We start from the raw sequence: 22,879 nt of genomic DNA on the forward strand, positions 1-22,879 counted from the left end.
ACGCGAACGGGATCAACTCACGCTGATCCTTATTCGCCCCGCCGCACTACTCCCCCCGCTCCGCGCCCGACCGCCGGAAGGCGCGACCCATGCTGCGCCACAACGAGCTTCGCGGCGCGGGCTCCGGATCCGGCACCGCGTGCACCGGCTCGGGAACCTCCGCGTCCCGCCGCACGAACGCCGGCCGCATATGCGGATCCGGAGCGTCGTAGTACCGATGAAAGGTCGGGGTGAGACTGGCCGAGAGCGGCGGATTGATCCAGCTCCAGTCGGTCGGGCAGGTCCGCCCCGCCGCCTCCTCGCGATTGACGTGGTCGAGGAACTGCCGCGCCACGGTGTGGTGGTCGACCAGATGCACCCGAGATCGCTTGTAACTGTGCAGAATCGCGCGGCTGAGCTCGATCAGCGCCTGATCCCGCCACAGCGTGCGATCGTTGCTCAGGTCCAGGCCCATCCGGTCGGCGATGGTCGGCAGCATGTCGTAACGATCGGTGTCGCCGAGATTGCGCCCGATCTCGGACGAGACGTACCAGCCGTTGAACGGCGCACAGGTGTAGCTGAGTCCGCCGATCTCCAGATCCATGTTCGAGACGGCCGGTACCGCATGCCATTTCAGGTCCAGGTCGGCGAACCAGCCGAAGTCCGGATGCCGCAGCGGCACTTCCAGCACCAACTCCGGCGGCACCTCGAAACACCGCACCGTGCCGTCCGGTTCCTGGATCAGCAGCGGCAGCACGTCGAAGCGCCCACCCGCCCCGCGCCAGCCGTGCTCGCGCGCGAGATCCGTCAGTTCGACATTGGCCGGATCGCCGAGAATATCTCCGCCCGTTCGGTATCCGGCATATCGAATGAGCTGGGAATTCACGATGCGGAACCCGCGCCCGTCCGCATCGGCCGGCGGCGCGACGGTAATGATCGAGCGGACCGCTCCCCTATTGGTCGCCAGGCGCAGGTGTTCCCAGCAGGCATCGGCGATCTCGGCCGCGGTGGTGGCGGCGCGGGCATCGCGCAATTCCAGCGCGCGCCAGTGTTTGCGGCCGACACACCGATCGTGATTGCGCCACGCCAATTTCGTGCCGACGCTCAATTCTTCGAGCGTATGGCGATAGGTGCCGGTTTTCCGCAGTCGCCGGACCACGGTAGCGCCGCGACCGGGCGGCAGATGCGCCAATTCGGGCTGTGCGAAGAACTCCTCGCATTCGACCGCGCGGTCCGGAATCGAGACCGAGCGGTGTGCCAGCATCGGGTGCGCCGATGAGTTGCGGTGCGGACAAACGAGATCGGCCGCGGCGACGAGCTCAGGCTGCGCGGCCACGGTGTTGATCGACATTGAACCGGTGCCTCCATGGGTTGTGCCGGTGACCACCGGATCGGCCCGGCAATCCGCTTCACATCCCCCCTCCCGGGAACCAATATCGCACGATCACGCCTGAGATTTGCCCGGAATGACCAAGAAGAACCGGAGTTACGGTCGGCAAATACCCAGCGACACAGCCGATGTGTCGCAGGCGATACAGAAAAGATCAACTGCATCCTCGGGACCCCGGTGTGGCACAGGCACGGGAAAGCCCAGCGTGTCCTGTTCAACACTCCGCGTATGTGTCTCGAGTTCTGCGTGGCGAAACTCGGCGCGCCGCGCCCGGAATGGGGCGCTCGGTGTGATCGGATGTGCCGCGACCTGTTCGTGCGTTGTCACCGTGGGGAGCGTTGAAGATGAATATCGCTGATGTTGTCGCCGAGCGTGTACACGAGACGCGAGCGGTGTTGGCGAATTTGAGCGGCTACTACGAAGCCCTGGTCGATCTGGAAGCGGACGTGGAACCGAACTCGGAATTGCGGTACGAATGTGCACGATTCCTCTCGGTCGCCCGGAAGCTCGACGACGCCCGCACCTACCGGAGACTGGCCGCGCAGGCCGATCCGGTCGGACCGGTCATGAGTTTGGTGCGCGAACTGCTGTCCGAGTGCGGTGCGAGTATCGATCCCCCGGCGATCGGTGCGGCACTGGAGATCAACGGCTGGGAGCCGCCCGCCGGATTGCCGGACCGGCTGGAACTGATCGAGGCGGCGTGCGCGCGCCTGGCCGAGCAGCCCAACAGCCCGGTACGCCGCACGCACAGCGGCGAATACGTCTACAGCCGGGCCGGCACGCCGCTGCCCGAGCGCCCGGCCGCCCGGGTGAAGGTGTCGGTGTCGGTGTAGTTCAGCCGGCGCTGGTGGGCTGCCGGCGCAGCCGATCCGCCAGCCACAGCAGCACCCCGTAGCCGAAGGCCGCGTCCGCGTTGGAGACCAGCGCGGACGACGGGAAGATGATCGGATGACGCAGGCCCGCGTCGGCCAGTTCCCGAATGCGGGCCAGCACTTCGGCCGGGGTGCCGACCGTGAGCCAGTCCCGCAGCACCTCGTCCGGAACCTCGGCGATGGCGTCCTGGATCTCGGCGCGGGTGAGCCGGTGCGGCATCAGATCGATCAGGCCCCGATAGTCCTGCCCGAAGGGATGTTTCGCGCCGTACCTGTCCCAGACCGCGGGCGGCGCGAACAACCCGAGGTAGCGCACGGCGGGCGAGGCCAGCACGCGACGCACTCCCTCCTGCGTGCGGGCGGTGACGATGCTGATCAGTTGGGACGGCACGATCGCGCCGGGATCGCGCCCGGCGGCGCGGGCCGCGGCTCGCACCGCGTTCCAGCGCCGCTCGTACTCGTCCGGGGGCGCGGTCTCCCAGGGGTACCAGCCGTCGGCGAACCGGCCGGTCAACTCCAGCATGCGGGGGCCGTGCGCGCCGATCCAGATCTGCGGCATGTTGCCCGGCGGCGCCGTCAGATCCATCGGCGCGCTGTCGAGCCGGTAGTACTTGCCGGCGAAGTCGATGGGCTCGGTCGCGCTCAGCGCCGTGCGCAGCAGCCCCAGCGCCTCCTCCAGGCGATCGACGGGCCGGTTCCAGGTGAATCCGTACGGATCGAGGTTCTCGTGCTCTCCGGAGCCGATACCGAGGATCGGCGGGGCCTTGGTCATGTGCGCCAGGGTCAGGAAGGTCTGGGCGAGCAGTACGGGATGCCTGCGGTGCGGGTCGGTGACCCCGACGCCCAGCTGTACCTTGCCCGCGCCCGGGGCCAGATGCGCCAGCAGCGGCGCGAAGTCGAATTGCTCGTCCGGGCTCGCCGCGCCCTTGGCCTGCGCGGTGAAGTCGGCGTCCCAGATCGCCCGCGGGAACACGCCGATCAGATGATCCGGCGCGAGAATGGAATCCAGGCGGCCCAGCCGGGCCATGCGGGTGACGAAGCGAGCGGCGGCCAGTGGCGGATTGACCCCCACCATGGTGCCCACCGAGAACGACGTGGAGTTGCGTGAGTCCGGCACGGTGGTCTCCTCCCGGCCGATCAACCCGGATCGGTCCAGCACCGATTATCCCGACGGGCCCCGGTCACGTCCGGTGAACGCGAGCATTGCCCGCGCGAGCCCCTCGGGATAGGCGGTGGCCGAAAACTCCGGCCGGTCAATCCATCCCGCGCCCCGCGGGTGAATCGGGCCCGTCGGGATGCATCACTTCATCCCACCACGATGCCAGCGGACTCGGTTCGGGCCAGCACACGTCTTCACGCCCACTGGGGATCTGGCCTTGATTGTTCGTCGGACGAGGAATTTTCGTTTTCCCGCTCACGCTGAGACAACTCCTGCGTTTATGCCCGCCGGACTCGCTGGGCGGGCGGTATGGGCAACAGAGCAGTGCCCGTTTTTCCGCTTTTGAAACAATTTTCGGCGCCACGGTGGTTTCCATGACCTGCCCGACAGGCTATCACCGCACGTCCGCCGGATATCTGGCCGCGAGCGCGCCGAGTCGCTAATCTGCGGCGGTGAACACCGCAGAGTTCGTCGAGCGCGGCACCTCGATCATGGATCGGCTGACCACCACGCAGACCCCGCCGCCCTGGCAACTCGTGATCGGCACCGGCGTACTCGCTCTGGCACTGGTGGCCTTTCGCCCGAGCTGGCGGCTGCTGCGCAATGTGGTGACCCTGGCGCACGAGGCCGGGCACGCGTTCACCGCGCTGCTCACCGGACGACGGCTCGACAGCATCCGATTGCATTCGGACACTTCCGGACTCACCGTCTCGAGCGGGAAGCCGTACGGGTTCGGCATGATTCTGACCTCGGCCGCGGGCTATCCCGCCCCCGCGCTGCTGGGCCTGGCCTACGCGGGCCTGCTCGGCGCACACCGGATCACCCTGATGCTGTGGCTGACGATCGCACTGCTGGTGGTGCTGCTGATCAAGGTGCGCAACGTGTTCGGCGTGCTGACCGTGCTGGTGGTGGGCGGCATCCTGTTCGCCGTCTCCTGGTTCGGCACCGACCTGGCGCAGGCCGCGCTCGCGTATCTCGCGGCGTGGTTCCTGTTGCTGGCGGCCGTCCGCCCGGTGATCGAGTTGCAGCGCAATCGCAAGCACGAACCCAATTCCGACGCCGATCAGCTGGCGCGCCTGACCCGGGTACCCGGCATCCTATGGGTCCTGGTGTTCGGCGCGATCGCGGTGTGTTCGCTGATCCTGGGAGCCCGGTTGCTGCTCGCCGACGCCCGCGGGGTGTGCGTGCCGCCGCTCACGCACAGCACGTGCGAGGCGTCAACCGCTCGGTGAGCATTCTCCCACCCGCGATCGGGAACCGTACGAGTGCAAGAATTCTCGAGAACGACGGCTAACATTCGCGATGCACCGTCCGGGTGATCATGAACACGGATCGCCGGGCGTTCGATCGTGATCGCAGGAGGGTTGGGATGGACAGACCGGCGTGGGCCCCGGAGGGCGTGGACATGGCGCAGGCGAGCCCGGCTCGCATGTACGACGCGCTGCTGGGCGGGTCGCACAATTTCGAGATCGACCGCCGCGCCGCGGAAATGGGTAAGCAGCTCGTCCCGGATCTGCCCCGGGTCGCCCTGAGCAATCGCGCGTTCCTGCGCCGCGCCGTGCGGTTCCTGGTGGACCAGGGCGTGCGCCAGTTCCTCGACATCGGCTCCGGCATCCCGACCGCGGGCAACGTGCACGAGGTCGCCCAGCAGCTCGATCCCGCCTGCCGGGTGCTGTACGCCGATATCGATCCGGTGGCCGTCGCGCATTCGCGGGCCATCCTCGGCGGCAACGACCGGGCCGTGGCGATCGAGGCCGATCTGCGCAAGCCCGCCGACGTGCTGGCCGCGGCCCGCGCCACCGGCCTCCTCGATTTCGACCAGCCGGTGGGCGTGCTGCTGATCGCGGTGCTGCACCTGCTCGCCGACGACGACCACCCGGCCGACGCGGTGGCGGCCCTGCACGCCGCGGTGCCGTCCGGCAGCTATCTCGCCCTCTCCCACCTGTCCTCGGCCACCCGCCCGGAGGACGCCGCCAAACTGGGCGCCAACGCCGCCGCGCAGAACAAGATCGGTATTCACTTCCGGTCCCGCGCGGAGATCACCGGGCTGTTCGGCCCGTGGACGCCGGTCGAGCCGGGCGTGGTGGAGCTGCCGCTGTGGCGGCCAGAATCCGAGCGCGACGTGCACGAAACCCCCGGCCGCTCACTCGGTTTGGCGGGGGTTGGCCGGAAAGACTGAGCGGGAGTACGACTTCGGGCAAGGGGGGTTTCCGGTGGGAGCACACGAGCTGGCGGTGCGCTGGGCCGGCATGCTGGACGGCGCGGTCGCGCCGGTGCTCACCCGGGCGCAGGTCGAGGACCTGCTCGACCCCTTCGCCGCCGAACTGATCGAGGTCGTGCGGGGCACCGGCGATCCGAAGGCGGCCCAGCGCGCGGCCGCCGCCCTGGTGGCGGCGAACTACCGGGACCCGCTCGCGGTGCAGCGCTCGGTACTGGTGCTGTGCGCGGATCTGGTCGATCACGCGTGCGCGAATCCGCGCTGCCCGGACATCGATTCGGTGCGCGCGCGGGCCATCGAGGCCGCGGCGGGCTTCGCCGCCGAGTTCAGCGCGGGCCTGCGCGCCGCCGCGCTGGCCGAACAGGAGGCCACCATCACCGCGGCCTTCACCGCCGCCCGGGAGGCCGAGGCGCGCAGGCAGCTGTCCGAGGCGCGCTTCCAGGCCATCTTCGCGGGCGCGTCGGTGGGTATCGGCACCATCGACATCGACACCGGCCGCGTGCTGGACGTCAACAACGCGATGGCCGAAACCCTGGGCGTGCCCGCAGAATCCATGCCCGGGCGCTCGGTCGCGGACATCCTCGGCCCGGCCAACATCGGCGCGGCCTTCGAACGCTTCCAGCGGCTGCTGGCCGGCGAGGTCGACAGCTTCCGGATGGAGACCACACACAACCGCGCGGACGGCGCGGTGTGCGTGGTGGACCTGTCGATGTCCGTGGTGCGCGACAGCGCGGGCGCGCCGCGCTTCCTGGTCGGGGTCACCGTCGATGTCACCGAGCGCAAGCAGCTCGCCGATCAGCTCTGGTACGACGCGCACCACGACTCGCTGACCGGGCTGCCCAATCGGCTGCTGTTCTTCGACCGGCTCACCGCCGCCGACGGGCAGGTCGGGGTCTGCTACCTGGATCTGGACGGTTTCAAGGAGATCAACGACCGGCGCGGGCACACCGCCGGGGATCGCGTGCTGTGCGACGTGGCCGAGCGGCTGCGCGGCGCGCTGCCCGCCAACGCGGTCGCGGCACGCCTGGGCGGAGACGAGTTCATCGTGCTGGTCGAAGAGTGCACGGGCCGAGCAGAATTGGCGGAGGTGTCCGCGAGCATCCTGGCGGCGCTGCGGGATCCGTTCGATGTGGCGGGGCTGTCGGTGACGGTGGGCGCGAGCATCGGCACCGCCCTGGTCGACACCCACTCCACCGCCATCGACGAACTCATGCACGCCGTGGACACCGCCATGTACCGGGACAAGGCGACCCGGCAGGGGCGGTAGCGGGCTAGATCACGTACGGCACGAGGGCCTTGCGCTCGGCCGGGTAGTCCGCGAACTTCTCCCGGTACCAGGTGTGGGTGGCGAACGCGCGCGGGACGAGATTGCCGAAGGTGATCAGGAAGATGATCACGCCCGGCAGCGCCCAGGTGAGAATGGCGAAGCCCGCCCACGCCACCAGCTCGCCGAGGTAGGTGGGGCTGGTGACGAACTTGAAGCCCAGACCGTAGGGCACCTTGTACTCGGTCGCGCCGGGGTTGTTCTTGTCGCGCAGGTTGCGCACGATGCGCTCGGAGCTCACCAGCAGCGCGAATCCGCCGAGATAGATGATCAATCCGATGATGAAGCGCGGGTCGGTCAGCCACTCGCTGCCGTACTGCCCCAGGTAGTCGTGGCTGAACAGCGCGCCGTTGAGGTAGCCGTGCAGCGAGGTGACCAGCATGCCCATGCCGAGCACCGAGACGTTGAAACTGCTGGTCTTGCCGGGCACCTGGCGAATCGAGAGGGGGAAGAACCACCCGCGATTGCCGTAGTGCAGAATCCAGATGGCCGCCAGCGCCAGGGAAGTCGGCTCGAAACGGTTCGGACCGCTGAGGTACGCCACCGCGAAGACCACGGTGGCTGGAATCTCCATCAACCACCACCCCAGCTTCGGGTTCAGGTTCAAACCGAGGCTGTCGGTGGCGAAGCGGCCGTACGGGCTCTGCGCGAACAGTCCGCCCACCAGCACGAACACGGTGAAAGCGATCGCGATGGTGAGGACGGTGTCATAAACGGTGTTGCCGGTGTACCAATTCATTCGTGGTCCTTCGTCGTAAAACTAGAACACGTTCTATCATGGCGGCCGCTGTTCCGATACCCGTAGCCGGCGGATGGCCCGGGGCCGCCCGGTAGGTTGGCGGGGACCCGCAGGGAGGCGTAGATGGGTGCAGAGGGATGGGATGTACTTCTGAAATGGATGCCGTTCTTCCTGGAGGAGGAGGACGAGGAGACCGAGGGCGGCGGGCTGGAGTGGAATCCGCGCTTCATTCAGGTCCGTGACGAGAGCGGCGGACGCCACGTCCACTTCGCGCAACAGGGGTCCGATATCGAGGTGGTCATCGCCGTGCCGGTGGACGCCGCCGACGCCGACCACCTGCTGACCACGCTGCGCGCGCAGCCGGAGGGCCTGTGGGATCCGTGCCCGCTGGCCCTGGAATCGGATGCGACAGCGCCGGATCCACACCTGCGCGCGGCACAGCGCGTACGCCGCGAACCGCGACTGGCCCGCGAGTGGAGCACGGGCTGGCGGCGCGGGGCGAGCCTGGATCAGCGCCGCAGGATCGCCGATTCGGTGGTCACGGTGCTGCGCGACGGCCTCGACATGGAGTCCGGCGGCCTGCGTTTCACCGCCTGGAGCCTGGACGCGCCCGACACCGTCGGCGATTACGGCCTGATCGCCGATCGGCCCAGCGAACGCGGCGCGCCCGTATTGTGCACGGACTGGGACGATTTCGAGGCCAGGCTGGCCTGGGCGCTGACCACGCTGCCGTGGGACGGGGTGATCAACGTCAGTACCCCGCATCCGGGGCCGGATCCGTGCTTCGTGCAGTTCCTGCACGGTCGCCAGCTGTTCAACGAGGCCAGCGGCTGGGACGTGGCGGGACTGGGCGGGGACGAATTCGACCGGCGCATGCGGGATCTGGGCTGGAGCTTCGCCCCGCACAGCGTGCCCGGCGGCGCCGCTCTCATCTGGGAGGGCCCGGCGGCTCGCACCGGTTACAACCCGAGCCTGCGGGGCGCGCCGTTGCGCACGGTCACCACCTTCCAGGAGGTGTTCTCGGTACGGCATCCGCAGGACCTGGTGTTCCGCGCCTTTCGCAACGGACGCCGGCGGGACCCCGAACTCCGTTATCTGGACGTGGAATTGGGGGTGCCGCGCGACGTGCGCTGAGCCGGCCGAATTCTCACAGCCGTTGCAGGCGGATGGGTAGCCCGTCAGCGGGTTTGGGACCGGTTCCGGCCACCAGGGGTACCCGGTAGTCGTCGGGGACGCTCCAGCGGTAGTTCAGCAGCATCTGGTACAGCACCGCTTTGACCGTCATTCCGCCGAAGTACCGGCCGATGCACTTGTGCGCGCCGCCGCCGAACGGCGGCCAGGCGAAGCGGTGGGATTTGTCCTCGGCCCGGGCGGGATCGAAGCGCTCGGGATCGAAGACGTCCGGATCCTTCCAGTACTCCTCGGACCGCATCATGACGTAGGGCCCGATCATGACCAGGGTGCCCCGCGGGATGAAATACCCCTGGATCTCGGTGTCGGCGATGGCTTCTCGCACCTGCTGCCCCACCGGCGCGTACATCCGCAGCGCCTCGCGGAAGGCCAGTTCCAGGTCGGGCAGGCGGTCCAGGTCCGCGTACTCGAGGGCGGGCTTGCCCAGCGCGCGGGCTTCCGCGCGCAGGCGCTCCTGCCATTCGAGATTGCGGGCCAGCTCGTACACCAGCATGGCGATGGCGATGGTGCTGGTGTCGTGCGCGGCCATCATGGTGAAGATCATGTGGTCGACGATGTCCGCGTCGGTGAAGGATTCGCCGTCCTCGGTGACCGCGTGGCACAGCACGCTGAACAGGTCCTCGCCGTCCCCGGCGCGCTTGTTCGGCAGCTCGCGGCGGAAGTACTCCTCGAGCACGCGCCTGCCGCGCAGGCCGCGGTGCCAGACCCCGCCGGGCACATTGGTGCGGATGACGGCGGTCCCGCCGACCACCGCGTCCTCGAAGGCGCGGATGAGCCGGGTGCCCTCGGCGCCGAGCTCCGCCCCGGCGAAGACCACGGTCGCCTGTTCCAGCAGCAATTGCTTGACCCGGTCGTACAGCGGGAAATCCGGTGCCGGACGCCAGCTCTCGACCCCGCGGGTGATGCGCGGCGTGCTCAGGTCGAGATAGCCGATGAGGCGGGGCCGGGTGAAGGCCTGCTGCAGGATCCGCCGGTGATAGCGGTGGTCGTCGAAGTCGCGCAGCAGCAGCCCGCCCTTGAAGAACGGGCCGATGAGAAATTCCCAGCCGCGCTGGGCGGAGAAGGCGTGCTTGCGATCGAGCAGGAACTCCTCCACGCCGGCCGGACTGTGCAGCCCGACGATCGGGCGGCCGAACGCGCCCATCCAATGCACCGGGCCGTAGCGGCGCATGGTCTTGCGGGCGTAGCCGAGCGGATCGGCGAGCTGGCTCAGGACATGACCCACGCCGGGCGGGCCGAAATCACCCATGATCGGTGCGAGTCCACTGCCCGGCGGCGGGTCCGCCAGGGCGCGGGTGCGGGCCGGGTACCGCTGCAATACCCCGGCGACATGACACTGAATTCTGTGATTCAGCACGGCTTTTCGAGGCGCCATGGCTGCACGTTATCGGAAACGATCGTTTCCGTAAACGGTCGTTTCCCGACTTGTGTGCGAAGCTTGCGGAGTGACGCGCGCTTTCCAGGGGACCTACCGCGGAACCAGCACCGACGAGCGCCGCGAACAACGCAGGCGGCGGCTCCTCGATGCCGCGCTGGAAATCGTCGGGACGCAAGGGCTTTCGGCGCTGACCGTGCGCGGGCTGTGCGAACAGGCCAAGGTCGGGCCGCGCTTCTTCTACGAATCCTTCCCGGACCTGGACACCCTGGCCGGCGCCCTGCTGTTCGAGGTGCAGCAGGAAGCCCTCGACAGGGCCATTGACACCATGCACGCCACCCCCGGCTCGCCCGAGGACAAGATTCGCGCCGGGGTGGCCACGCTCATCATCGCCGTCACCGATGACCCGCGCCGCGCCAATATCGCCTTCGCGCAGGCCCACGGCAGCGAGCGGCTGACCCGGCTGCGTTTCGAGGGCATGCGGCGGGTGGCGACCGCGATCATGGGACAGGCCCGGGTCATCCTCGACATCCCCGAGGGCGAGGACACCGCGCTGATCGCGCTCACCCAGCTCATCACGGGCGGGGCGGCGGAACTGATCCTGGTGTGGCTGGACGGCGGGTTGAAGGTCGAGCGGCCGGTGCTGATCCAGATCGTCGCGGACTACGTGGTGACGGTGGTCGATCAGCTGCCCGCCATGATGGACAAATTGCACTGAGGACCGGCGGCCACGATCTCCTCGACGACGATCTTGGCGGTCTCCGCGCAGGCGCTGGTGCCGCCGTGCGCGTATTCCTTCACCGCGTCGCCGACGTTCCAGAGATTGGGGATCGGGGTGGTGTGCGGCAGGTCGTAGCCCGGCACCGTGCGCTGGGGCGGCCAGTCGTCGCGGCTGACCGCGATGGACAGGATGCGGGCCGCGTCGAATCCGGGCAGGTGCCTGCGCAGGTCCCCCAGGACCAGCGCGGTCTCGGCGTCGGCGTCGAAATCCCCGATGGACGGTTTGGGCACGCCCGTCCCGACGTACAGGTGCCAGCCGTCGGGCGCCATCTCGGGGCAGGTGACGGTGAGATCGGCGACGTAGCAGAGCCTGCGGGCGCCCGCGAAACTCAGCAGCCCGGGCGCGTCGACCAGGGCATCGCGGCTCGCGAAGTTCACCGTGATCATCGCCGCGGGCAGGTCGCCCTGCAGCACCGTGCCGATATAGCTGGCCGGAAAGCGTTCGGGGCCAACCAGATCGAGCGTCGCGGCGGGCCCGATATCGCTGATGGCCACCCCGCAGGTCACCTCCACGCTCTCCCCGCCGCGCACGATCGTCGCGCCGGTGACCCGGCCGTCGGTGACCGCGACGTGCCGCACCTCGCTGTCCAGCCAGACCTGCCCACCGTTGCGCTCGACCACCTCGGCCAGCGCCTTCCAGAGCCCGAGGGTGCCCTCGGGGCAGAAACCGAAGGGCCGGAACACCGATTCGGTGGCGAAGTAGGTCAGGAAGACACGCGCGGGCAGTTCCTCGGCCCCGACCGCGAAGGCCGATCCGCACAGGGTGCGGAAAATCCCCTGCACCACTTCGTTTCTGGTGTGCCTGCGCACCCATTCCGCGGTGGAGAGCTCCCGCCCGGGAAGCTCGCCGGCGGGCGGCGGGGGCGCCGTATCGCGCAGCAGGGCGGCGCCCTGCCGGATGAGCTGGGCGAACAGCAGGGCCCAGCCGCCGGTGGTGACGTCCACGGTGCGCTCGCCGATGCGATACAGCAGGGACGGATCCGCCGGGCGCACTTCGAATTTCGCGCCAACCTCGGCGAAGGTTTCTTCGGTGACACCGCCCAGCTCGACCGCGATGGCGCCGGTATTGACCTTGAATCCATCTATGTCGTCGGTCGAGGCGCGGCCCCCGACCCGATCCAGGCGTTCGGCGACCAAGGTTCTGTAGCCCAGGTGCGAGAGCCGGGCGGCGGCGCACAGGCCGCCCGCTCCGGCTCCGACAACCAGTGCGTCCCAATCATTCCCGCTCATGGCGAGGCTCCTGACAACATGCCCGGCCCACGGGGTTCGCCCCGGGCCGGGCGGCGGCCGTATCGGTGCTGCGACTCCAATTCTCCCGCACCTCAGCGTTACTCGGCAGCGCTACGGTGTGTACCGGTTCCTTCGCGGGGTTCGCAGCCGCGAATCGCCCTCGACCGTCCGGTCCCACCGCTCGCCCGCGGTGCATCGGTCATGGCGAAGCGCTCTACCCGGACCGCCGATGGACCGTCACCGCCCGGGGGTGGCCGCCGATCGGGCGGGGTCCAGGACTCATAGTCCCGGATGTCCGGTGTGTGCCCCGCCACGCTCGTAATAGAACTGGGCAGTCGATACGTTGGGGGTGTGACGCCGCACCTGCATCAGCTCTATCCAGAACTCGCGCACACGCTGCCACACGTCCGTCTGGGGTCCGGGCCCACGCCCGTGCGGCAGTTGTCCGCGATCGATTCCTGCGGCGCGGATCTCTGGGTGAAGGACGACGGGGCGTTCGGCGACGGCGGGTGGGGCGGAAACAAGGTCCGCAAACTGGAATGGCTGCTGCCCGAGGCGCGCAGGCGCGGGCGCGAGACCATCGTGACGGTCGGCGCGCTGGGTACCAACTGGGGTCTGGCGACCGCGCTGTACGGCCGCGAGTACGGGCTGAAAACCGTTCTGGCACTGATCGATCAGCCGGTCGACGAGCACGTGCGAGCGCAGCTGGACCGGTTGCGCGCCTCCGGGGCCGAATTGCATTTCACCAGGAGCAAGGCGCGCACGATCGCCAGCGCGCCGTTTCTGCTCGCCCGCAATTTCTCCGGGTGGCGGCCGCCGTACTTCCTGCCCGCCGGGGGTTCCTCCCCCGTCGGCGCGCTGGGCTACGTGGAAGCCGCGCTCGAACTCGCCGCCCAGGTCCGGGACGGGGAGCTGCCCGAGCCCACGCATATCGTGACCGCGGTCGGGTCGGGCGGCACGGTGGCCGGCCTCGCGCTCGGCCTGCGGCTGGCGGGCCTGCGCACACGGGTGGTCGGCGTGGTCGTCAACGACTCGCTGCCGCTGGACGCGACCACGCTGGGCCGATTGGCCGACCGGTCCGCCCGGCTGCTGCGCGAGCGGGGAGCGCACCTGCCCGAGGACCTCTCTCCCACCGGCAACATGGAGATCGTCACCGACTGGCTCGGGCCCGGGTACGGCCGCGTCACCCCGGAAGCCGCTACGGCGCAAACGCTTTCGTCGAAGCTGGAACAGCTCACACTGGAGCCCGTGTACACGGCCAAGGCCATGGCGGCGGTGCTCGACATGAACGCGCACGGGCACTTCGGCCGGGGGCCGGTGGTGTACCTCAATACCAACGGGCCGCGCTGACCCGGGAAACTCAGGGGCGCGGTTCGAGCCTGCGCACCAGCGCCACCAGCGCGGCGCGCTGACTGTCGGGCCGATCCACGTCCGCCCCCAGAATCATGCGAACAACCTGCGGTGCGGCGAACCACCACGCGGCCAGCGCGGCCACGGCGTAGAGCAGATAGCCCGCGGGCACATCGTCCGGCAGCGCACCCGCGCGCTGGGCGGCGGCCAGCGCGCGCACCTTCTCCGCGTAGTGCGCCGCGCGCGCGGACTCGGCCGGGAGCGCGCCGGCGTGCGACTGCAGGCCCTCCCAGTGCAGCAGGCGCAGGAACTGCGGGTGGGTGTGATGGAAGTCGAAGACGTGCCCGGCGTACTCGGCCAGGTCACCGGCCGCGTCCGGATGCAGCGGGCTGGCCGCGGCCAGCTGCGCGAGCTGATCGGTGAGCACCGCCTCGAACAGGCCCTGTTTGTCGCCGAAGTACTGGTAGATGCGTTCTTTGTTGACACCCGCGCGGGTGGCGATCGCAGCGACCCGGGCTCCGTCGGGACCGCGTTCGGCGAACTCGTGCACCGCCGCTTCCAGCAGCAGCCTCTTGGTCCTGTCGGTGTCCCACGCCATGTCCCCATCCAACCATCTCCAACCGTGCGGTTGTAATTCGGCCCGCCGGTGTGGCAAACTCCAACCGCACGGTTGCAGTTTCAGTCGAGGAGGTGGCATCGTGCCCGAATTGCGTTCACGGACGGTCACGCACGGTCGGAACATGGCGGGGGCGCGCGCCCTCATGCGAGCCAGCGGGGTGCCGTCGGCCGACATCGGCCGCAAGCCGATCATCGCGGTCGCCAACAGCTTCACCGAGTTCGTGCCGGGTCATACGCACCTGCAGCCGGTGGGGCGGATCGTCGCCGCGGCCGTGCAGGCCGCGGGCGGCATCGCACGCGAGTTCAACACCATCGCCGTCGACGACGGAATCGCCATGGGGCACAGCGGAATGCTGTACTCGCTGCCCTCGCGCGATCTGATCGCCGACTCCATCGAGTACATGGTGAACGCGCACTGCGCGGATGCTCTGGTGTGTATCTCCAACTGCGACAAGATCACTCCCGGCATGCTCATGGCGGCCCTGCGCCTGAACATCCCCGTGGTCTTCGTCTCCGGCGGGCCGATGGAGGGCGGCACCGCGGTGCTGGTCGACGGCACCGTGCGCAGCCGGCTGGACCTGGTGGACACCATGGCCGCCGCGGTGTCCCCCGACGTCTCCGACGCCGACATGGCGCTCATCGAGGAGAACGCCTGTCCCACCTGCGGTTCCTGCGCGGGCATGTTCACCGCGAACTCCATGAACTGCCTGACCGAGGCGCTGGGCCTGGCCCTGCCCGGCAACGGGACGGTGCTGGCCACCCACACCGCCCGCCGCGCGCTGTACGAGGCGGCGGGGCACACCATCGTGGAGCTGACCAGGCGGTACTACGAGCAGGACGACGATCGGGTGCTGCCCCGGAACATCGCCTCGCACCGGGCTTTCGACAACGCGATGACGCTGGACCTGGCCATGGGCGGATCAACCAATACGGTGCTGCATCTGCTGGCCGCCGCGCGTGAGGCCGGGCTCGACTACACGCTCACCGACATCGAGAAGATGTCGCCGCAGGTGCCGTGCCTGTGCAAGGTCGCACCCAACGGGTCGTACCTGATGGAGGACGTCCACCGGGCGGGCGGCATCCCCGCCCTGCTCGGCGAACTGGATCGCGGCGGGTTGCTGCACCGCGATGTCCATGCGGTGCACGCGGATTCGCTCTCGGCATGGCTGGCGGACTGGGATGTGCGCGGCGGCAGTCCCAGCGCCCAGGCGACCGAGATGTTCCACGCCGCACCCGGCGGAAAGCGTTCGGCCACCGCGTTCTCCCAGTCCGAACGCTGGCACGAACTCGACACCGACGCGGCCGGGGGCTGCATTCGTGATCGCGCCCACGCGTATTCGCGCGACGGCGGCCTGGCGGTGCTGCGGGGCAACCTCGCTCCCGACGGCGCGATCGTGAAATCCGCGGGCGTCGCGGACCACATGCACACGTTCACCGGTCCGGCACTGGTCGTGGAATCGCAGGAGGAGGCCGTCGAGGTCATCCTGACAGGGCGAGTGCGGCCCGGCGACGTCCTGGTCATCCGCTACGAGGGACCCCGTGGCGGGCCCGGCATGCAGGAAATGCTGTACCCCACCACGTATCTCAAGGCGCGCGGGCTCGCGCACACCTGCGCGCTGGTGACCGACGGCCGCTTCTCCGGCGGCTCCTCCGGGCTGTCGGTCGGCCATATCTCTCCCGAGGCCGCCGCGGGCGGTCCGTTGGCTCTGGTTCACGACGGCGACTCGATCACCGTCGACATCCCGACGCGTTCGCTGACGGTGCACGTGGATCCCGCCGAATTGGCCGACCGCCGTGCGGCATTGGAGTCGGGCACCGGTTACCGGCCGCGCAACCGCGAACGCCAGGTGTCACTGGCCCTGCGCACCTACGCGTTGCTCACGACCTCGGCGGACAAGGGAGCGGTTCGGGACGCTACAAAGCTGCCGGATTGACAGGGCGCAGCCGAACCGGGGAGCGATCCGCGCGCTGTTGGCGAGGCTGCGGGAACGGCACCGCATCGGGTAGTTCATGTTCGCAACGCCGCTGCTCGCGATCGAATCGTGCGGTGCCAGAGCGCAATCGGGCGACCTCGCACGATCGCAGCCAGCGGACCTGTTCCACCCGTCCGCCATCATGGGTCTCGATCCACGAACGAACCGTCGTTAGTCTCAGCGGATGTCGAGATCAACCAGGACGAGTCGGCGCCGGGCTTTGCTGCTGGGCGCGGCCGGGGTGGGCACGGCGGCGACCGCGACCGTCGCCGCGGGGACGGCGCGCGCCGAGCCTGCCGCGGGTGGACGCCGCTACCCCGGCTATCAGGCCGAGGACTGGGCAAAACCCTTCGCGGAGTTCATGGCCGAGCGCACGGTCCCGGCCCAGTCCCCGGTGCTGACCGCCTACGACTCCGGACCTGTCGCATCGGAGCAGATCCCCGATTTCGCGGCCTGGACGGCGGATCTCGCTCCCACCGGATACTCGCTGACCGAAACCGGCTACGGCTACACCGCTTCCGGTGAAGTGTGGGTCGCGGTGCGCACCGAAATGCCCAGAGTGACGGCGGCGATGTGGGATTGGTGGTTCGGCTGGCATTCCACCGATTCGGCACGCTACAAGCTGTGGCATCCCGATGCGCACATGTATTCCGAATTGGCCACCGACACTCGAGCCCGCGCACTACCGGACCGGGACCGGTATGTCGGCAACATCTCCTATGTGGACGAGTACATCGGCCCCAAGCTCCAGCAATTGGCCATCGCGTTCCACGATCCGGTGACGCGCGGGTTCACCGTGCCCGACGATCACACGGTAATCTGCGCCCGCGTCGGCAGCGGCGTGCTACCCGTCGACCTGGGCTGGCTCGCCCACCAGGTCCGCCCGGTACCCGGCGGCGCCGAGATGCGCAGCCGCTTCTACCTGAAGGTGTACGGAACCCACGCTCCCGCACCGCTACCCGCCGCCAGGGCGGTCGAACGCGGTGCCGCCCTCGACCCCGCGGACCTGCTCCCGGACCTCGTCATGGCCCGTGACCTGATGTTGCACTGCGGCCAGGAGATGAATCATCTGGCCCGGTTCCTGCCCGAGCTGTACGCGAGGTTCCGCGACACGCCCTGATCGGGCGGGGGCGCGATGACCGCGGCCGGCGGGGCGGCGATCGGGTGTATCGGCGCGGAACCGCGCTTGCGGGATCATCGCGACAACTCCGGAAATGGCTTTCGATTTCAGCCGAGTTTCATTCGATTCTGAATTGCGCGCTTGTCTGAATATCTATGTATCACAATCGAATTGGGGTATTGCGGATTGCTATCAAGGCGTAGAATGGGGGTATGAATTCGGGAGGGGAATCCACAGCCGCGCAGGGTGCACTCGCACTCGGTGCCGCGGCGGAAACCCTGCTCGAAGCACCCCTGTATTCGATGAGCGATGACGAAGTCATCGAACTCATGCAGGACATCGAAACCATCACACGCCAACTCGACGCCGCGAAACAACGACTCGTGCTCGAATGCGGCACACGCAACCTGCCCGCGCGGGCGGGAGTGAAGAGCCCGGTCCGGTTTCTGCAAGAGACACTGCGCCTTTCCCACGGTGACGCCGCGGCACGGGTGCGGAATACCGAACTGCTCTCAACGGTGTCCGAGGGCACGTTCGAGCGGCCGCCGGTGTTGCCGTTGGTCGCCCAAGCCCAGCGGGCCGGAGAGATCTCCCTCGACCACATTCGGGCTATTCACGAGGTGATCAAACAGATCCCCGCCCGCGCGGGCGCGGAAGCGAAGGACTTTGTCGAGCGGAACTTGACCGTGTACGCGCGCCAGGGGGATCCGGCGGGTATCACCACGCTCGGTGTTCGGGTGTTGTTGCACATCGATCCGGATGGGTCGTTGACCGAGCATCGGGATCAGCAGATGCGGCGCGGGTTCACGATCGGGCATCCGCGCGCGGACGGAATGGCCCCGGTATCGGGGTGGGTGACCCCGCAGTTCCAAGCGGTAGTCTCCCCCGTCCTGGAGAAGCTCGCCCGCCCGGGCATGTGCAACCCGGACGATCCCGAGAGCCCGTGGAGTGCTGCCGAACTCGCGATCGATACCGCCACCGACGACCAGGACAGCACCAAGGCCGGTGCGCGGGCGAAGCTGCAAGCAGCGGCCACGCGCGATCACCGCACCGCCGCCCAACGGAACCACGACGCGGTGATCGCGCTCCTGCGCCCGGACATGGGACCCATGAAGCTCGGCAACCACCGTGGACTGCCTGTCTCCACCGTGATCACCATGAGCCTGACCGACCTCGAACAGCGCACCGGCAAAGCGACCACCGCCACCGGCGGCACGCTCTCCATCCGGGACGCGGTCGAACTCGCCGCCAACGCCACCCCGTACCTGGTCATCATCGACGCCGACGGCCGACCACTGCACTTCGCACGCGGAGAACGCCTCGCCACCCCCGAACAGCGCCTGGCGCTCACCGCCGTCGAACGCGGGTGCACCCGCCCCGGATGCGACGCCCCAGCCACCCGCTCGGCCGTGCACCACATCAAGGAATGGGCCGATGGCGGCGAAACCGACATCGAGAACCTGACTTTCGCGTGCGACGCCTGCCACGCTTTGGTCAACACCGGTCCGAACGGCTGGAAAACGATAGTGATGCCGCAGGATTCGGAGCATCCGGGCAAGACAGGGTGGATACCACCACCGCACATCGATCCCGCTCGTAGACCCCGGGTGAACTTCCGTCATCACCCGCGCGTGCCGAGTCCTTCAGGGATCCCGGGTATCCCGGCGCGGCGACGCTGCTAGAGCGCTGCCCTACAGCCGAACCCGCACAGCCAAGAACAATGACAAACGACCATCGGTGTTCACTCCAGTGGCCGACGTAGCCCCAACCCGCACGCGCCGTGAACCTTCCGGCGGGGTTCGGGAGAACAAGCAAGAACAACGAGGCAGTGCTGGTTACTTCGCCTGCCGTACCCGACCTCGGCTCCCCAGCTGGGAGCCTGTTCGCCCTTCCAGCCTGGCTGGATGGCCGTGGGCACCTTCTCGAGACCTACAGACACAAGATCCGTCATCGCTGAATGCCGGTACTGCCTCAGAGGGTGATCGTGTTGTGCGGTAGCCGATTCGAGGGTTCCTTGTACCCCCGCCGGTGGTGGATCACGTTTATCGGCCCGGTAGGGCCGGTACCGCCGTCGAGGCTCCCAACCGGACCCCGCTGGGCCTCCGTTATCCAGGCTGCTCTGCCCCGGGAGGGCTGGAACCGCACTCGATCTCCCAACCGGTCCTGGCTGGTTCTCGTTATCCAGGCCGTTCTCCCCCGGGTGGCTGGAACCGCAGCCTGACCTCCCCAACTGCACCCCGCTGGTACTCGCTATCCAGGCTGTTCTCCCCCGGGAGGGCTGGAACCGCAGCCCGACCTCCCCAACCGCACCCCGCTGGTACTCGCTATCCAGGCTGCTCGCCCCCGGAAGGGCTGGAACCGCAGCCCTTCCCACCGATCGCACCCCGCTGGGTCTCGTTATCCAGTCGTCCGCCGACTCGACCGATCCTCCGCCGCTCCGGCACCCCCAGAGTCGGCTACGCATCCACACTGCTGGATCCCCCAATCAGCCCGGTAGTTCTGGTACGCATCCGCCGCCGCACCCAACGTCCCGACACTGGTCCTCGAAGTCCAGTCGCCCGTCAACACTGCCGACAGCCCAACGCTCCGATAGCCCTCAGGCCGGCCACACATCCACCAGAACCAAACTCCGCCAAGCGGCCTGGCCCCCGAGACCGCCATCGAACAGTCAGCCCCTCCAACATTTCGACTCACAAGCTAGGCGTCGGCCGGAGCAGCAGGCTTCAATCCAGGCTTCTTCGCGATCCCCTTCATTGCCAGCCCCTTAGCCGGAGCGGCCGCAACCGGCGACGCCGTGGGAACCGTTGCCGCCTGCTCGGTATCGGCAGCGGAAGCCGCAGACTTCGCGCCAGGAGCTTTGGCGGCGCCCTTCATCGCGAGACCCTTACCGGGGGCCTTCGCCGGACCCTTCATGGCCAGACCCTTGACCGGGGCAGCCGGAGCCGCCGCCTCGGGAGCCGTTGCCGCGGACTCGGTTTCGGCGGCGGGGGCCGCGGCCTTCGCACCGGGTGCCTTGGCCGGGCCCTTCATGGCAAGACCCTTGCCACCGGGAGCCTTGAGCCCGCCCTTCATGCCCAGGCCACCCTTGGCCGGAGTCGGCGCGGCCGGAGCCTCCGCCGAATCGGTTGCCGCGGGCGCGGTCTCGGCGGCGGGAGCCTTCGCACCCGGAGCCTTCAGGCCACCCTTCATGCCCAGACCCTTGCCACCGGGAGCCTTCAAGCCACCCTTCATCCCCAGCCCGCCACCGGCGGGTGCGGCCTTGGCCTCGGCCGGAGCCGCCTCGACCACAACCTCGGGCTCGGGCTCGGGTTCGGCGACCGGTTCGGGCTCTTCGACCTTGGGGACCTGGATGACCTTCAGGTTCTCGGTCATCGCGGCCGCGTCGATCCGGTCGATCGACTGCAGCATCAACTGCGCGACGTCGACGACCTCGACACCCTGACCGACCTCGCCACCATCCTTACGGGCGGTGACACCGTCGGTGAGCATGACGCGGCAGAACGGGCAACCGGTCGCGATCATCGACGGCTCGTTACCGCCGTTCAACGCATCCAATGCCTCATCGACACGGTCGACGTTGATGCGCTTACCGAGCTGCTCCTCCATCCACATACGAGCACCACCCGCGCCACAGCACATCGACCGCTCACCATGGCGCGGCATTTCCAGCAGCTTGGAGCCCGAAGCCTCCATGAGTTCACGGGGTGCGTCGTAGATCTTGTTGTGCCGGCCCAGGTAGCACGGGTCGTGGTAGGTGACGTTCTGCGCCACCGGGGACACCGGGATCAGTTTCTTGGCCCGCACCAGACGGTTCAGCAACTGCGTGTGGTGCACCACCTCGTAGGTGCCACCCACCTGCGGGTACTCGTTGTTCAACGCGTTGAAGCAATGCGCACACGTGACGACGATCTTCTTCTTCGCCTGCTCCACACCCTCGAACAACGAGTTCAACACCTCGATGTTCTGCATCGCCAACTGCTGGAACAAGAACTCGTTACCCGCACGACGCGCCGAATCACCGGTGCAGGTCTCCTCCTGACCCAGCACCATGAACTTCACACCCGCGGTCGCCAGGAGTTCGGCGACGGCCTTGGTGGTCTTCTTCGCCCGGTCCTCGTACGCACCGGCGCAACCCACCCAGAACAGGTACTCGTACCCGTCGAAGCTGTCGGCGTCCTTGCCGTAGACCGGGATCTCGAAATCGACCTCGTTGATCCAGTTCAACCGGTCCTTGGCGTTCTGACCCCACGGATTGCCCTTGTTCTCCAGGTTCTTGAACAACCCGGCGAGCTCGGACGGGAACTCCGACTCGATCAACACCTGATACCGGCGCATATCGATGATGTGATCGACATGCTCGATATCGACCGGGCACTGCTCCACACACGCACCACACGTCGTGCACGACCACAACACCTCGGGATCGATGATCCCGTTCACATCCTCATGCCCCACCAGCGGACGCTCCGCCTCCGCACGATCCGCGTCAGAAAGCTTGCTCGCATCCCCACCGGCAAGCAGATACGGCGCTTTCGCATAGGTGTGATCGCGGAGCGACATGATCAGCAGCTTGGGCGACAACGGCTTTCCGGTATTCCACGCTGGGCACTGGCTCTGGCACCGACCACACTCGGTGCAGGTGGTGAAGTCCAGCAGGCCCTTCCAGGTGAAATCCTCCACCCTGCCTACGCCGAAGACGTCGACATCGGGATCAGCCGTCTCCATCTCCAGCACTGTGCCGCCCGAGATCATCGGTTTGACGGCTCCGAGTGCGACACTGCCGTCGGCTTCTCGTTTGAAGTAGATGTTCACGAATGCCGACAGTCGATGCCACGCCACACCCCAGGTGAGCTTGCGGCCGATCAGGTACAGGAAAGCCGCTCCGGCAAGCATTTTCACGAATGCCGCTGTCGATATCAGCAACGGACTCGCGGGCAGCAATCGCGCGATCTGCATGGTGAACAGATCACTCGCGGCATGCCCGCCACCGTAGGTTGCGATCTTGCCACCCTTGACCAGCAGATCACTGACTCCGTGCACGATGACGATCGATTCGATCGCATACGCCGCAAGGAAATTCGAGCCGCTGAAGCGCGAGAGTCGCGCGGGCCGGCGCGGATGATTCCGTTGCCGGATCACGATCAGCGCGAAGATGCCGGCGATGGTCGTGACCGCGAGAATCTCCGCGAGCAGGTGATACCAGCGACTGTCCCCGATCAGCGGCCAATGGAATCGCGGATCGAAAGTCTGCCCGTACGACTCGAAGTAGAAAACCATGCCGAGCAGGAAGCCGACCATCACCAGCCAGTGCGCCCACCCCACCGAACGGAATTTGTTCATCCGCGTATGCGCTACGACTTCGATGGCGAGTGTGCGCAGTCGCGGCACGATGGGCCGCCATCGCGAGTGATCCGGCTGCCCCGCTCGCAGCACTCGGACCATGCGCGTGAGCCCGATCGCGAGCGATGCCCAACTCAGCGCGGTGATGATCGCTCCGATGATCCCCAATGTGATCGTCGCCGAACTCACGATGCCAACCCCCGGTTCCGAGCAGAACCAAC

General features: G+C 68.0%; 17 protein-coding genes. 10 read left to right on the forward strand and 7 right to left on the reverse strand.

Annotation, left to right across the window (positions count from 1 at the left end; genetic code table 11):
• Positions 1-46 precede the first annotated feature (46 nt).
• Entirely contained in the window at positions 47-1,243 is a 1,197-nt protein-coding gene (locus ACFVBH_RS22170; RefSeq protein ID WP_379004578.1) for a nitric oxide synthase oxygenase, read from the reverse strand.
• Positions 1,244-1,713: 470 nt separating this feature from the next.
• Here ACFVBH_RS22170 and ACFVBH_RS22175 point away from each other — a divergent pair, with 470 nt between their 5' ends.
• Entirely contained in the window at positions 1,714-2,202 is a 489-nt protein-coding gene (locus ACFVBH_RS22175) for a hypothetical protein (RefSeq protein WP_354988999.1), read from the forward strand.
• Between the two features lies 1 nt (position 2,203).
• Here ACFVBH_RS22175 and ACFVBH_RS22180 read toward each other — a convergent pair whose 3' ends face one another.
• Positions 2,204-3,400 (reverse strand): LLM class flavin-dependent oxidoreductase, encoded by a 1,197-nt coding sequence (locus tag ACFVBH_RS22180; RefSeq protein ID WP_379003954.1) that lies wholly within the window; start codon positions 3,398-3,400, stop codon positions 2,204-2,206.
• 452 nt (positions 3,401-3,852) lie between these two features.
• On the opposite strand from ACFVBH_RS22180, the gene ACFVBH_RS22185 reads away from it, so the two are divergent.
• The 3 genes from ACFVBH_RS22185 (at position 3,853) to ACFVBH_RS22195 (ending at position 6,885) form a co-directional block, all read left to right on the forward strand.
• A complete protein-coding gene (locus tag ACFVBH_RS22185) occupies positions 3,853-4,632 on the forward strand; it encodes a M50 family metallopeptidase (protein ID WP_354988997.1) in 780 nt (259 codons plus the stop codon).
• Positions 4,633-4,769: 137 nt separating this feature from the next.
• The gene (locus tag ACFVBH_RS22190; RefSeq protein WP_379003957.1) at positions 4,770-5,579 is read left to right on the forward strand and encodes an SAM-dependent methyltransferase; all 810 of its coding nucleotides are present in this window, start codon (positions 4,770-4,772) and stop codon (positions 5,577-5,579) included.
• A gap of 34 nt (positions 5,580-5,613) precedes the next feature.
• Positions 5,614-6,885: a sensor domain-containing diguanylate cyclase gene (locus tag ACFVBH_RS22195; RefSeq protein ID WP_354988995.1), complete on the forward strand. Its 1,272-nt coding sequence runs from the start codon at positions 5,614-5,616 to the stop codon at positions 6,883-6,885.
• 4 nt (positions 6,886-6,889) lie between these two features.
• Here the strand turns inward: ACFVBH_RS22195 and ACFVBH_RS22200 are convergent, their stop codons facing one another.
• Positions 6,890-7,681, reverse strand: coding sequence for a 3-oxo-5-alpha-steroid 4-dehydrogenase (locus tag ACFVBH_RS22200; protein ID WP_354988994.1), 792 nt, complete (start codon positions 7,679-7,681; stop codon positions 6,890-6,892).
• A gap of 123 nt (positions 7,682-7,804) precedes the next feature.
• Between ACFVBH_RS22200 and ACFVBH_RS22205 the strand changes: the two genes are divergently transcribed.
• Positions 7,805-8,815 carry a hypothetical protein gene (locus tag ACFVBH_RS22205; protein ID WP_379003960.1) on the forward strand — a complete coding sequence of 337 codons (1,011 nt, stop codon included), beginning with the start codon at positions 7,805-7,807 and terminating at the stop codon, positions 8,813-8,815.
• Between the two features lie 13 nt (positions 8,816-8,828).
• Here the strand turns inward: ACFVBH_RS22205 and ACFVBH_RS22210 are convergent, their stop codons facing one another.
• Entirely contained in the window at positions 8,829-10,247 is a 1,419-nt protein-coding gene (locus ACFVBH_RS22210) for a cytochrome P450 (protein ID WP_379003962.1), read from the reverse strand.
• Between the two features lie 70 nt (positions 10,248-10,317).
• On the opposite strand from ACFVBH_RS22210, the gene ACFVBH_RS22215 reads away from it, so the two are divergent.
• The gene (locus ACFVBH_RS22215) at positions 10,318-10,965 is read left to right on the forward strand and encodes a TetR/AcrR family transcriptional regulator (protein ID WP_354988991.1); all 648 of its coding nucleotides are present in this window, start codon (positions 10,318-10,320) and stop codon (positions 10,963-10,965) included.
• Here ACFVBH_RS22215 and ACFVBH_RS22220 read toward each other — a convergent pair.
• On the reverse strand, positions 10,932-12,257 hold the full coding sequence (locus ACFVBH_RS22220) for a phytoene desaturase family protein (RefSeq protein ID WP_379003965.1): 1,326 nt from the start codon (positions 12,255-12,257) through the stop codon (positions 10,932-10,934). The two genes, ACFVBH_RS22215 and ACFVBH_RS22220, sit on opposite strands and share 34 nt — an antisense overlap.
• Before the next feature lie 351 nt (positions 12,258-12,608).
• Between ACFVBH_RS22220 and ACFVBH_RS22225 the strand changes: the two genes are divergently transcribed.
• Positions 12,609-13,607: a 1-aminocyclopropane-1-carboxylate deaminase/D-cysteine desulfhydrase gene (locus ACFVBH_RS22225; protein WP_379003967.1), complete on the forward strand. Its 999-nt coding sequence runs from the start codon at positions 12,609-12,611 to the stop codon at positions 13,605-13,607.
• 10 nt (positions 13,608-13,617) lie between these two features.
• Here the strand turns inward: ACFVBH_RS22225 and ACFVBH_RS22230 are convergent, their stop codons facing one another.
• A complete protein-coding gene (locus ACFVBH_RS22230) occupies positions 13,618-14,205 on the reverse strand; it encodes a TetR/AcrR family transcriptional regulator (protein WP_379003969.1) in 588 nt (195 codons plus the stop codon).
• 100 nt (positions 14,206-14,305) lie between these two features.
• On the opposite strand from ACFVBH_RS22230, the gene ilvD reads away from it, so the two are divergent.
• From ilvD to ACFVBH_RS22245, 3 genes are all read left to right on the forward strand, one after another.
• The gene (gene ilvD / locus ACFVBH_RS22235; RefSeq protein WP_379003971.1) at positions 14,306-16,159 is read left to right on the forward strand and encodes a dihydroxy-acid dehydratase; all 1,854 of its coding nucleotides are present in this window, start codon (positions 14,306-14,308) and stop codon (positions 16,157-16,159) included.
• Between the two features lie 223 nt (positions 16,160-16,382).
• Complete coding sequence (locus tag ACFVBH_RS22240) at positions 16,383-17,318, forward strand: DAPG hydrolase family protein (protein WP_379003973.1); 936 nt, start codon at positions 16,383-16,385, stop codon at positions 17,316-17,318.
• Positions 17,319-17,530: 212 nt separating this feature from the next.
• Complete coding sequence (locus ACFVBH_RS22245; RefSeq protein WP_379003975.1) at positions 17,531-19,000, forward strand: DUF222 domain-containing protein; 1,470 nt, start codon at positions 17,531-17,533, stop codon at positions 18,998-19,000.
• Positions 19,001-20,015: 1,015 nt separating this feature from the next.
• Here the strand turns inward: ACFVBH_RS22245 and ACFVBH_RS22250 are convergent.
• Positions 20,016-22,847: a heterodisulfide reductase-related iron-sulfur binding cluster gene (locus tag ACFVBH_RS22250; protein ID WP_379003977.1), complete on the reverse strand. Its 2,832-nt coding sequence runs from the start codon at positions 22,845-22,847 to the stop codon at positions 20,016-20,018.
• Positions 22,848-22,879: the final 32 nt, after the last annotated feature.

It is taken from the genome of Nocardia sp. NPDC057668 (genome assembly GCF_042799795.1).
Taxonomy (GTDB): domain Bacteria; phylum Actinomycetota; class Actinomycetes; order Mycobacteriales; family Mycobacteriaceae; genus Nocardia.